The organism is Deinococcus carri, assembly GCF_039545055.1.
Lineage (GTDB): Bacteria > Deinococcota > Deinococci > Deinococcales > Deinococcaceae > Deinococcus > Deinococcus carri.
This window is the reverse complement of sequence record NZ_BAABRP010000011.1, coordinates 63,697-75,570: the sequence shown is the minus strand read 5'-3', so window position 1 is coordinate 75,570 and position 11,874 is coordinate 63,697. Positions and strand designations below refer to the sequence as shown.

11 protein-coding genes are annotated in these 11,874 nt (G+C 68.8%); 7 read left to right on the top strand and 4 right to left on the bottom strand.

What is annotated here, in order from left to right; translation table 11 throughout:
* Positions 1 to 21: 21 nt before the first annotated feature.
* The 4 genes from cas4 to cas2 are packed head-to-tail and all read left to right on the top strand — an operon-like array spanning position 22 to position 1,976.
* Complete coding sequence (gene cas4, locus ABEA67_RS13470; protein WP_345466019.1) at positions 22 to 639, top strand: CRISPR-associated protein Cas4; 618 nt, start codon at positions 22 to 24, stop codon at positions 637 to 639.
* A 16-nt stretch (positions 640 to 655) separates the two neighbouring features.
* A complete protein-coding gene (gene cas1, locus ABEA67_RS13465) occupies positions 656 to 1,447 on the top strand; it encodes a CRISPR-associated endonuclease Cas1 (protein ID WP_345466017.1) in 792 nt (263 codons plus the stop codon).
* Positions 1,448 to 1,465: 18 nt separating this feature from the next.
* Complete coding sequence (locus ABEA67_RS13460) at positions 1,466 to 1,675, top strand: hypothetical protein (RefSeq protein WP_345466015.1); 210 nt, start codon at positions 1,466 to 1,468, stop codon at positions 1,673 to 1,675.
* 7 nt (positions 1,676 to 1,682) lie between these two features.
* Complete coding sequence (gene cas2 / locus ABEA67_RS13455; protein WP_345466012.1) at positions 1,683 to 1,976, top strand: CRISPR-associated endonuclease Cas2; 294 nt, start codon at positions 1,683 to 1,685, stop codon at positions 1,974 to 1,976.
* Positions 1,977 to 2,631: 655 nt separating this feature from the next.
* Here cas2 and ABEA67_RS13450 read toward each other — a convergent pair.
* The 3 genes from ABEA67_RS13450 to ABEA67_RS13440 form a co-directional block, all read right to left on the bottom strand.
* Positions 2,632 to 4,203 carry an HD domain-containing phosphohydrolase gene (locus ABEA67_RS13450; protein ID WP_345466009.1) on the bottom strand — a complete coding sequence of 524 codons (1,572 nt, stop codon included), beginning with the start codon at positions 4,201 to 4,203 and terminating at the stop codon, positions 2,632 to 2,634.
* Positions 4,204 to 4,333: 130 nt separating this feature from the next.
* Positions 4,334 to 4,789 (bottom strand): RES family NAD+ phosphorylase, encoded by a 456-nt coding sequence (locus ABEA67_RS13445; RefSeq protein WP_345466007.1) that lies wholly within the window; start codon positions 4,787 to 4,789, stop codon positions 4,334 to 4,336.
* A complete protein-coding gene (locus ABEA67_RS13440) occupies positions 4,786 to 5,229 on the bottom strand; it encodes an antitoxin Xre/MbcA/ParS toxin-binding domain-containing protein (RefSeq protein ID WP_345466005.1) in 444 nt (147 codons plus the stop codon). Before ABEA67_RS13440 ends, ABEA67_RS13445 begins: the two co-directional genes overlap by 4 nt.
* A 292-nt stretch (positions 5,230 to 5,521) precedes the next feature.
* Here ABEA67_RS13440 and ABEA67_RS13435 point away from each other — a divergent pair, with 292 nt between their 5' ends.
* The 3 genes from ABEA67_RS13435 to ABEA67_RS13425 are packed head-to-tail and all read left to right on the top strand — an operon-like array spanning position 5,522 to position 9,316.
* Complete coding sequence (locus tag ABEA67_RS13435; RefSeq protein ID WP_345466003.1) at positions 5,522 to 6,046, top strand: (2Fe-2S)-binding protein; 525 nt, start codon at positions 5,522 to 5,524, stop codon at positions 6,044 to 6,046.
* Positions 6,033 to 7,013: an FAD binding domain-containing protein gene (locus ABEA67_RS13430; protein ID WP_345466001.1), complete on the top strand. Its 981-nt coding sequence runs from the start codon at positions 6,033 to 6,035 to the stop codon at positions 7,011 to 7,013. The genes ABEA67_RS13435 and ABEA67_RS13430 overlap by 14 nt, the downstream gene beginning before the upstream one ends.
* The gene (locus tag ABEA67_RS13425) at positions 7,010 to 9,316 is read left to right on the top strand and encodes a xanthine dehydrogenase family protein molybdopterin-binding subunit (protein WP_345465998.1); all 2,307 of its coding nucleotides are present in this window, start codon (positions 7,010 to 7,012) and stop codon (positions 9,314 to 9,316) included. Before ABEA67_RS13430 ends, ABEA67_RS13425 begins: the two co-directional genes overlap by 4 nt.
* A 194-nt stretch (positions 9,317 to 9,510) precedes the next feature.
* On the opposite strand, the gene ABEA67_RS13420 is transcribed toward ABEA67_RS13425, so the two are convergent.
* On the bottom strand, positions 9,511 to 11,730 hold the full coding sequence (locus ABEA67_RS13420) for a HelD family protein (protein WP_425557200.1): 2,220 nt from the start codon (positions 11,728 to 11,730) through the stop codon (positions 9,511 to 9,513).
* Positions 11,731 to 11,874: the final 144 nt, after the last annotated feature.

The window sequence follows — 11,874 nt, the reverse complement described above, 5'->3', positions numbered from 1 at the left end:
TGCCCGCTTCAGGAGGTCCGTATGGATGACCCCATTCCCCTCTCGGCACTGCAACATTTCGTGTTCTGCCCGCGCCAGTGCGCCCTGATTCACGTGGAGCAGGTCTGGGCGGAAAACAGCCAGACCGCACGCGGCAGCCAGCAGCATGAACGGGCGCACAGCGGTGGCAGCGAGGAGCGCGGCGGCACCCGGACGCTGCGGGCGCTGCCCCTGGTGTCCCGCCGACACGGCCTTGCGGGGGTGGCCGACGTGGTGGAGGTCCTGCCGGACGGCTCGCCCCGGCCCGTCGAGTACAAGTCCGGGCGGGCCAAGCCACGCCTGGCGGACGAGGTGCAGCTTTGCGCCCAGGCCCTCTGCCTGGAGGAGATGTTCGGTGTAGACATTCCGGAGGGCTTCATCTACCACGTCGCCAGCCGCAAAAGGCGCGAGGTGAGCTTTACGCCCGAACTCCGGCAGGCCGTGCTGGATGCCCGCGATGGCGTGCGCGAGCTGCTGCGTTCGCGTGTGCTGCCCCCGCCCGCCGCCGATGACCGCTGCCCGTTGTGCAGTCTCTTCGACGAGTGCGAGCCGTTCGCGCCGCGCGACTTTCCCGCCGGGTACGACCCCTTCTCCACCCGGCTGGACGAGCCGAGGGGGTAGCCATGAGGGAACAGCCGTGAGGCATCTGCTGTATATCCAGACGCAGGGCAGCTACCTGCACCTGGACACCGACAACATCCGCGTGGAGGTGGAGCGCGAGAAGAAGGCGATGATTCCGCTGCACCACGTGGAGGGCATCGTGGTGTTCGGGAACGTGCTGCTCAGCCCATACCTGATTCAGAAGCTGGGGCGGCAGCACAAGCCCGTAACCTGGCTGACCGAATGGGGCATGTTCACCGCCCGTACCGAGACCCCTGTCAGCGGCAACGTGCTGCTGCGGGTGGCCCAGCACGGCTGCGCGGGCGACCCAGCCCGGACGCTGGCCGTCGCCCGGTATGTCGCGGCGGGCAAGCTCCAGAACCAGAAGACGACCCTGCTGCGCGCGGCGCGGGAGGCCGCAGAGGATGACGCCCTCCTGCTCCGCCAGGCCGCGCGGGACATCAACGGGCAGATTGGCTGCCTGCCCCTGGCCGCCACGGTGGACGAGGTGCGCGGCATCGAGGGCACGGCTGCCCGTGCCTACTGGGACGCCTTTTCGCTGATGCTGCGGCAGAACCGCGACTTCTTCTGGCTGCGTGAGCGCACCCGCCGCCCCGCGCGGGACCCCATCAACGCGGCCCTCAACTTCGTCTACACAGTCCTCGCCAACGACTGCGCCAGCGCCTGCCAGGGCGTCGGCCTCAACCCACAGGTGGGCTTTCTGCACGCCCTGCGCCCCGGACGTGCCAGCCTCGCCCTCGACCTGATGGAGGAGTTCCGCGCCGCCGTGGCGGACCGGGCCATCCTCACCCTCATCAACCGCCAGTAGCTCACGCCGCGCGACTTCGTGCTGCACGAGGGCAACACCGTCACCATCAAGGAAGATGCCCGAAAGACCATCCTGGCCCACCTTCAGGAACGCAAGAAGGAGGAGGTCACGCACCCCCTTACCGCCCGCAAGACGCCCATTGGCCTGATTCCGCATGTCCAGGCCCGCCTCCTGGCCCAGCATCTGCGCGGCGACCGCCCCCACTACCCGCCCTACCTGCACCGCTGAGGCGCGCATGATTGACCTGCTCATCACCTACGACGTCTCGACTTTGACGGAAGCGGGCCGCAAACGCCTGCGCCGCGTCGCCAGAATCTGCGTGGCCCACGGGCAACGGGTTCAGAACAGCGTCTTCGAGGTCAGCGTCACCGAGGTTCAACTGCTCGCCCTGCGCGAGCGGCTCCTCCAGGCCATGGACGTGACCGAGGATAGCGTTTGCATCTACCGCCTGCGCCAGCCTCGCGAGAAGTTCGTGGAGTCGTACGGCCTGGACCGGTACACGGACTTCAGCGAGCCGCTGATTCTGTAACCCGCGCGAACGTACTGCGACGCCCGCAAGCGGGCAGGTTCGCCACCCCTCGAAAGGCCGTCTGACACAGCAGACAGGCCCCCGCCTCAGCAAACCCGTTGAGAGATCCAGGGTTGGAGATTGAAACAGGTGGACGGCGTGACGTACAGGCGCGAGCATTCCGTTTCAGCCTGCCTTCGGGTGGGCTGTGGATTGAAACAGCACCGCCGTCTCGTAGGGGATGCTCCCGATGCGTTTCAGCCTGCCTTCGGGTGGGCTGTGGATTGAAACCTGAACAACGGCATCGCAGGCACGACCCAGACCTGGTTTCAGCCCGCCTTCGGGTGGGCGCTTTTATTGCGGGAGCAGCAAGGTACCTACAGAGCAGACGCCGAGGGGATGTGCCAGAGAAGTGCCATAGCCCCATCCTGCGCGAGCTGGAGGCCATTGCGGTCCAGCTCCCTGGCAACCGGAGGGCTGCCTGAACGCCTTGCGGGACCTCTTCCACCTCTTCCGCTCTCCCAAGTCCCACCTCGCTCCGATGCTCGAGGCGAGGTCTCCCCAGAGCAGCCACCCACTGGAGAAAGGGACCTCACAGGTGTTCAGGTGCCAGAACCCAGCGAACATACGTCAGGCCCGGAAATCCTCGTCCCCCGGCAGCGTTCCCCTGCGTGTCCTAGCCGTCCTGGTCATCCCAGGCAGTGCGGATCGGCTCGTCCACCTCCAGAAACGCGCGGACAACCTGCGGGTCAAACTGCCGCCCCGCCTGGGCCGCGATTTCCGCCCGCGCCTCTTCCGGCGTCCACGCCGCCTTGTAGGGCCGCTCACTGGTCAGCGCGTCGTACACGTCGCACACCGTGAAGATGCGGGCCGCCAGCGGAATCTCCTCCCCCGCCAGACGCGACGGATACCCCGTGCCGTCCCAACGCTCGTGGTGAGACCGGATCACGTCCAGCGCCCTGGGCGAGAGCTGCGGGATGTGGGCGGCGATGGAGGCACCGGCGGCGGCGTGTCCCTGCATGATGTGCCACTCGTCCGGCTCAAGCCGACCGGGTTTGAGCAGGATGCGGTCGGGAATCGAGAGTTTGCCGATGTCGTGGAGATAGGCCCCCTGACGGAGTTCGTCGAGGGCCAGCGGGTCCAGCCCGAGGGCGCGGCCCAACCGGACGCTGGCATCCACGACGCGCTGGGTATGACCGTAGGATTCGAGGTCACGCGCTTCGAGGGCGACGCCGAGACCGAGCAGGCCGCCTTCGAGGGTGCGCCGCAGGGCCTGGGTCTTTTCACGCAGTTCCAGCGCGTGGGCGAGGCGCAACGCGGCGAGTTCGAGGACATGCTGCGCCCGCACCGGCAAGGCCTTGTGCCCCGTGAGCTGCCCCATCCACAGCAGGCCCAGAGGCTGGCCGCTGATCTCGACCGGCGCGACCATGGCGCTCTGGACCTTCATCAGGGTCCAGATGCCGGTGGCCTCCGGGTCGTTGGGCGCGTCCACGCTGATCACCGTGCGGTGCTCCCGGAGGGCGCGCTCCGCCAGGCCACTGATATGAATCGGGAGTTCTGTGGCCCCCTGGGGCAACGGCACGGCCGGGTCATGGTCCAGGGCGCACGCCGTGATGTCATGGCCCTCGATCGTGTAGTGGGCGGCGGCCTCGAAGTGCAGCAACTCGCGCGCCAGGGGCAGCCCCTGGCGAATGATGGCCTCGGGGTCATCCATCTGGGCCAGTTGCAGCGCGAACTCGAACAGCCCACGTTCCTCGCCCAGCGTCTGGGCCGAAACCTCACCCTCACCCTTGTCCAGGTAGACCTCGTGATCCACCTCGTTCAGGGCATGCTTGAACGCCTCGGGGCTGTGCAGGGTCGCCAGACCGAAGACGAACGCGGGCTGCCCGGCAAAGGCCGACGGCAGCCTGCTCTGAAGGCGGCCCAGGATCTGGTCGACGACGTGGAACTCGCTTCCGGGCACGAAGGCGAGGAACTCGTCACCGCTCCAGCGCGCCAGCAGGCTACCCGGTGGCAGTGCGGCGCTCAGGGCCTGGGCCACCTCGCGCAGGAGCTGGTCGCCCGCCTTCCAGCCCTGCTGTGCGTTGAGCAGTTTGAGACGGTTGACAGCGACGAGGGCGAGGGTCCCCGAACGCCGGGAGCGGCCCAGGGCCTGCTCGAAGCCCTCACGGCGAGGCAGGCGCGTCAGGCGATCGTGCCGCTCCTGCCGGTGCCGGACGCGCACCGCGAGCAGGGCGGCTCCAGTCACACTCCAGGCCAGCAGACGGGTCCAACCGGGGGAGGCCGCACGCCACCCTTGAAAAAGGGAAATGCTGAAAGTGTAGGCCGTGAAGAGGAGCGGGCAGGCCGGACCTCCCCCCAGGGTTAAGAAGCTTGAGTTACCGCTCTACCAGGGCCGCGATGCGTTCGTCGTAGGTATAGGGGCCGAGCGGGAGGGGCTGCAAGGCCAGGAAATCGGGATGCTGCTGGTTGAGCAGCACGTTGAAGCTGTGAGGGGCCGCCGCACTGGGCACCAGCAGGGCGAGGCTGCGCCCGGACTGCACCCAGGCGTCTCCAAAGGGCCGCGTCTGGGCGTGGTCGTGGACATCCAGGGTCTCGGGGGCGCGCTCTATGGCCGTCTCCGGGATGGCGACGGCATACAACTGGTAGCCGCGCACGCTGCGAAACGGCCCGACGTAATTCAGCATCTCCAGCCCGGCGAGCGCGGGATGCTCGGCCAGATAGGTGATGCGGACCCCCTGGGAATTCCAGCGCCCGGTCGCGCCCTGCGTGATCAGGGGACGGCCGCCGGATTGGTGCAGGGCACGCTCATGCACGATGCGGTAGGCATTCAAGCGAAGTTGCCGTCGAGCAGGGCCTGAATCAGATCGTCGAGCTGGGCCTGGCCGTGACGGGTCCGGAGCTTGTCGATGGGCCGCGCGCCTCCCAACACCGGGTTGGGGTGCAGGAACCAGTCGTCGGCCTGGTCGCCCAGCAGGTCCTGCATGATCTGGAAGCGGTCGGAGAGCATGTACAGCCGGTCCAGCACGTCCCCCGTCGGCGGGGCGGCCTTGATGACCGTGCCCCGGCTGACGCCGAGCAGCCGGGCACTCTCGTCCTGATTCAGGCCCAGCAGTTGCTTGAGCTGGCGCGTGATCACCTGCATGGTGTAGGCCCCGCTGGGAACGGGAGCCTCCCCGCTCAGGACCGGGGCAATCTGCCCTTCCGGCAGGGACACGTTCGTCAGTGCGGCAAAGAAAGAATGGTCAGGCGCGGCACGGCTTAGGCCGGTCATGCTTCACCTCCTCAGGTACTGTACAACTTTGCACAACGCGTCGTCCAATTTTGTAACAAGCGGCACTTCGTCTGTTGGAGGTTCGTCCTCTCCCCTCTTCCCCGAAATGGCGTTGATTCCCCGGAATCAGCAGCAGATTACGAGGATGTGAAGGCTGGCCTGGACCGCGGCCTCCTGGCGAACCCTACGCTGGACCCCGGCATCTTCGGGGTGGGGCGCAAGGCAGGGGGAAGCCGGCAGGAACGCTGGGCGGCTTGCCCGCCTTCCCTTCTCACCGCGAGCAGGAGGAAGCATGACGACGATGGGGAATGCGGCCAGCGGGCCGGAGTTGAGCGTCTCGCTGTACGTGAACGGCGAGGCGCGCGAGGTGCAGGTGCCGTCCCAGGCCACGCTGCTGGACGTGCTGCGCGAGCGGCTGGGGCTGACTGGCAGCAAGAAGGGCTGCAACCACGGGCAGTGCGGGGCCTGCACCGTCTTTGTCGACGGCGAGGCAGTGCTGTCGTGCCTGACGCTGACCGCCACGCTGGAGGGGCGCTCGGTGACCACCATCGAGGGGCTGGCGGACGGTGACGCCCTGCACCCGGTGCAGCAGGCCTTTATCGAACACGACGCCTTCCAGTGCGGCTACTGCACGCCTGGGCAGATCATGTCGGCCGTCGCCTGCTTGGAAACCGGGCACAGCCGCGACGAGGCGGACCTCAAGGACTTCATGAGCGGCAACATCTGCCGCTGCGCCGCGTACCCGCAGATCGTGAAAGCGATTCAGAGCGTGGCGGCCCAGGGCGCAGCCGGGGAAGGTGAACGTGCGGCCCTTTGACTACCGCCGGGCGGGCGACGAGGCCCAGGCCCTGGCGCTGGGCGGCCGCTACCTGGCGGGCGGCACCACCCTGATCGACCTGATGCGGCTGGACGTGGAGCGCCCGGAGCGCGTCACGGACATCACCCGGCTGCCTCTGCGTGAGGTCGAGGACGTGGGGGGCGGGCTGCGGATCGGCGCGCTCGCCAGCAATACCGCCGTGGCCGAGCATCCGCTGGTGCGGCAGCGGTATCCGCTGCTGGCGGAGGCCATCCGCGCCGGGGCCTCGCAGCAGATTCGCAACATGGCGTCCATGTCCGGCAATGTCATGCAGCGCACCCGTTGTCCCTACTTCCGCGATCTGGCCTTCCCGAGCTGCAACAAGCGCGACCCCGGCAGCGGCTGCGGGGCCATCAAGGGCGAAAACCGCAAGCAGGCGATTCTGGGCACCTCGGAGTGCTGCATCGCCACCCACGCCTCCGACGCGGCGGTGCCGCTGGCCGCGCTGGACTGCACCCTCACCCTGCACGGCCCGCAGGGCGAGCGCGAGGTGGCGCTGACCGACTTCCTGCTGAAGCCGGGCACCCACCCCGACGTCGAACATGACCTCCGGGAAGGCGAGCTAATCGTGGCCCTGAACCTGCCCGCCCTGCCCTGGGCAGTCAACAGCACCTATCTCAAGGTGCGCGAGCGGGAGTCGTACTCCTTCGCGCTGGCCTCGGCGGCGGTCGCGGTGGACCTCGACGGCGACAACGTGCGCGACGTGCGGATTGCCCTGGGCGGTGTCGGCACGGTGCCCTGGCGCGCCTGGGAGGCAGAGGAGGCCCTCAGAGGCCAGCCCGCGACCCGGCAGGCCTTCGAGCAGGCGGCCCGGATCGCCCTGAAGGATGCGCGGCCCCTGGCGCAGAACGCCTACAAGGTGGGGCTGGCACGGAACGTCATCGTGCGTGCCCTAGAGCAGGTCACGAGGAACGAGGAGAAAGCATGACCGGCACCAAACCTGCCCCCCTGAAGGTTCCCGGCGGAGCCATCGGACGGCGCATGAACCGGGTGGACGGCCCCGACAAGGTAACGGGCCACGCCACCTACGCCGCCGAGTTCGAGCTGCCCAACGTCGCCCACGCCGTGCTGGTCACGTCCTCCATCGCCAGCGGTCGGGTGCGGCGCATCGGCACGCAGGCGGCCTGCGCGGTGCCGGGCGTGCTGGCGGTCCTCACCTACGAGTCGGAGGGCGTGCAGCTCCGTCCGGTGGAGCAGCCCTACCCAGGGAGCACCTCGGGCACGGCCCTGCTGCCCCTCCAGACCGACAGAATCGAGCAGCGCGGGCAGGTCGTGGCCGTCGTGGTGGCCGACTCGCTGGAGGTGGCGCAGCACGCGGCCCTGCTGGTCGAGGTGGAATACGATGAGGAACCGTTCGTCGGCACGCTGCAAGGCAGCCTGCACAGCGGGCGGGCGGACCTCCAGAAGCCGGTGGAGGACGAGGCATATGAGCGCGGGGATGCCGAACAGGCGTACCAGGCCGCAGAGGTACAGCTCGACCTCACCTACACCACGCCGCAGGAAAACCACAACCCGCTGGAACTGCACGCCACCCTCGCCCTGTGGGAAAGCGAGACGCACCTCACGGTGTACGAGCCGAGCCAGTGGATTCTGGCCCCGCAGCACACGCTGGCGCATCACTTCGGGCTGGAGCCGGAGCAGGTGCGGGTGGTGTCGCCCTATATCGGCGGGGGCTTCGGCAGCAAGGCGGCGACGTGGTCGCACCTGCCGCTGGCGGCCCTGGCAGCCAAACTGGTGAAGCGCCCGGTCAAGCTGTCGCGCACGCGGGCGCAGGAGTTCGCGGGCGTGGGCTACCGGCCCGCCACCGTCCAGCAATATAAACTGGGCGCAACAAAGGACGGCAAGATCACCTCCATCTCCCTGCACGCCGACACCCAGGCGGGGATGAACGGCGACTTCGTCGAGTCGGTCAGCCACGTCACCGAGATGCTGTACGACGTGCCGAACATGCAGGTGTCGCAGACGCTGCGGCGCACCCACGCGGGCGAGGGCATCATGATGCGCGCCCCCGGTGAGGCGAGCGGGTCCTTCGGGCTGGAGAGCCTGGTGGACGAGCTGGCGTACGCGGTCGGCCTCGACCCGCTGGAACTGCGGCGGCGCAACTACGCCGAGACGGACCCCAAAAGCGGCCACCCCTACAGCAGCAAGCATCTGCGCGAGTGTTACGAGCAGGCCGCCGAGAAGTTCGGCTGGGAGAAACGCAACCCGGAACCGGGCAGCATGCGCGACGGCGAGACGCGGCTGGGCTGGGGCATGGCGACCGTCACCTACCCGGTCTACGCCAGCCCCGCCACCGCCCGCGCCCGCATTTTTGAGGACGGCCGCGCCGAGATCGAGGCGGGGTCGCACGACATCGGCACCGGCACCTACACCATCCTGACCCAGATCGCCTCCGACGGCTTCGGCGTGGCCCCCAACTGCGTCAAGGTGCTGCTGGGCGACACCAACTACCCCAAGAACGCCTACTCGGGCGGCTCGCGCACGGCGTCCAGCGTAGGTGACGTGGTGATGGCGGCCTCGCTGGCCGCGCGGCAGGAACTCGCGCTGCTCGCCACCGGGGATGAACAGTCGCCACTGCACGGCCTGAACCCGCATGACCTGACCGCGCGGGGAGGCCGCCTCTTCGTGCAGGAGGACCCCTCGCGCGGTGAGACGTTCCAGGACATCCTGGCCCGCGCGGGCCGCAACCGTATCGAGGTCTACCGCGAGGTGCTGCCCATCGGCGGCAAACGCGAGCAACTGGACGGGATGATGGACGCCCAGAACGCCTCGGTGGGGGCGGACGCCGCGGGGTACGCCCGGCACTCCTTCGGCGCGGTGTTCGTGGAGGTGCGCCTGGACCCCGACTTCATGACGCCGCGGGTGTCGCGGGTGGTGGGGGCCTTCGACTTCGGGCGGGTGCTGAACCGCAAGACGGCCGAGAGCCAGCTCAGCGGGGGCATCATCTGGGGCATCGGCATGGCCCTGCATGAACAGACCGACGTGGACCCGGCCACCGGCCTGGTCCTGAACGACGACCTCGCGGAGTATCTGGTGCCCATCAACGCCGATGTCGGGGAGCTCGAGGTGCTGATGCTCGACGTGCCCGACACCCGCGCCAGCGCCCTGGGCGCGCGTGGCGTGGGCGAGCTGGGCATCGTCGGCACAGCCGCCGCCATCGCCAACGCGGTCTATCACGCGACCGGGAAGCGCGTGCGCGACCTGCCGATCACCATCGACAAGCTGCTGTAGAGCATTTGTCGTAAAGATGGCCCCGTTTTTTGACCCTCTCCCCTTGCGGGAGAGGGCCTTGCGCAGCAGGGGGAGATGGGGCAGGCAAGCCATCTTGATGTCAGCGAATCAACTTAATCCCGGAGCACTCGATTCTGGAATCCGTCCTCCTTCCCTCTCCTTCCCGTCGGGTTTCGCCGTGATGGCCTAACTGCTCACCCGGAATCCCTCTCAGCCGTCAGCAGCGGGTGCAGTTCCCGTTCCGCGACCAGCGCGAGCAGGTGCAGGCCGCGCGAGGCGGCGACGTACAGGAGCCGGGACTCGAATTCCGTCTGTGGGTCGTAGTTCGCGGCGTCCGCGCCCGCCACGATGCAGCCGTCGAACTCCAGCCCCTTGGCGAGGTTCACCGGGAGAATCACCACGCCCCCGGTGTACCGGGCCTGCTCCGAGAGAATGGGCTGCGCGTCCACGTCGTGCCGCTGCAACTCGGGCACCAGCCGTTCGGCGTCCGTTACCCGGCGGGTCACGATAGCGATGTTGCGGTGGCCCTGGGCCTGCATGGTCTTCACGGCCTGCGCGGTCAGTTCGGCCAGGCTGCCCCCGGTCAGGCGCAGGACCTCTCCCCCATCGCGGTCCACGCCCACCACACCGCCCGCGCGGTTGTAGGTCGCCGCAATCTGTGCCCCCAGGGCCGTGATCTGGCGGGTGCTGCGGTAGGTCCGCCCCAGGGTCATCAACCGGGTGCGGCTCTCCCCACCCAGGGCCGCCTGCACGTCCCCCCAGTTGTTCGGCCCCTTGTAGCCGTGCAGCCCCTGGTTCAGGTCGCCCAGGGCGGTGAGGTGGCCGGGGCGGGCCGCGCGGGCCAGCAGGACGTACAGCAGCGGGCTGTAGTCCTGGGCCTCGTCGAGCGCGATGTGGTCATAGGGTTCCAGCGCCCGGCCCACCCGGCGGCCCACGCCGTCCAGCAGGGCGGCCACGGCCAGCATCAGGGGCAGCTCGGTCACGTCGGCGTGCGAGCGGCGGGGCTTCGGAATGGCCGTCAGGGGGTCACTCAGCAGGAGGCGCACGGCGCGCTCGTCGAGCACCCCCTGGGCGGCCCGGCGCAGCGTCGCCTCGTCGGTGATGATGCGCCGCCCCTCACTTACCGGCAGGATGTTCCCCACCACCCGGCCGACGAACCGGGTCAACTCGGCGGCCAGGGTCCGGCGCAGCGCCGCCTCCCCGTCCTCGCCGGGCGGGTTGGCGCGGGCCACCAGCTCGTCCTCCAGGGCTGCGCGCAGGGCCGCGCGGTAGCCCTCCAGGGGGGCGCGGTCCAGCACCTCGTCCAGCAGGCGGCGCAGCGTGGCCTGGTCCAGCGTCAGGGTGCGCGCCTCGTGCCCCACCTGCACGGTCGTCTGGAAGGTCAGGGAACCCAGGTTGGCCCGCAGCCGGTCGGCCAGATGGTTGCGCACCACCTGGAACATCCGCCGGTCCCCCAGCGCCTTGGCCCTGCGCCACGCCGCCTTACGCCGCTCGTTGTCCCGGTCGGTGAGGAGCAGCGTCAGGGTGCGGTCCACGACCTCCATCTTCTCGACGCCGAGAAACCCGGTGGCCCAGGCCTCCGGCGTGGTGACGGTGACTCCTCCGAGGTTCAGGCCGGGCAGGACGCGGGCCGCGTAGCTCGCCAGCACCCGGTTCGGCATCAGGACCAGCATGGACTCCGGCGCGGCGCGGTGTTCCCTGCGGTCCGGGTGCATCAGCCAGGCCAGGCGGTGAAAGCCGATGGTGGTCTTGCCCGACCCCGCCGCGCCCTGAATCAGCGTGTGGACTCCTGCCGGGGCGCGCATGGCCCCGTTCTGCTCGGGTTGCAGCGTCTCCACGACGTCGCGCATGGCGGCGGTCGAGGCTTCCGAGAGGCGGGCCAGCAGCACCTGCTCGCGGCCCCCGGTATCCCCCCCGGCCTCATCGTCGTACAGGTCGGTCAGCCGGTGCAGTTTCTTCGCCTGCACGTCGAGCTGACGGCGGCGGCGCACGGTGCCCGTCAGGCCCTTTCTCGCCTCCCAGGCCAGCACATCGGAATAAAAGAGGCTGCCCACGTCCGACTCCCAGGAGACGACGGTGTGGGGGCCTTTCAGGTCCCGGAAGGCATGCTTGCCCACGTACAGCAGTTGTTCGCGCCCCGCGATACGGACCCTCAGGCTGCCGAAGTAGGGGGCCGGCACGTGGACGGAGAGCATGGCGGCCAGCTCCTCGGCGGTGTCGGCCAGGGTCAGGCTCGTTTCCAGGTCGGCCCCGACATTCCGGTCGCGGTCCTCCCAGGCCTCGATCTGCCGCAAAAAGGCCTGGATGGTGCCCGCGAGGTGTTGCTCCTCGGCGGGGAAGTCGGGGTGAACGGGCGGGGGGGCGGTAAGGGGCAAGCGAGACCTCCTGGGACGAACGGGGTGAGAACACGGCATAAGGGCGGCGCGCAGTGGCGTTGCCGCTCAGGACATGCGGCAATGTAACCGAGCGCCGCCCCGGGGTGGGCGGGAGAACAGGACAGGTGACATGAGCATTTGACGTAAAGATGGCGTCATTTTTTGACCCTCTCCCGCAAGGGG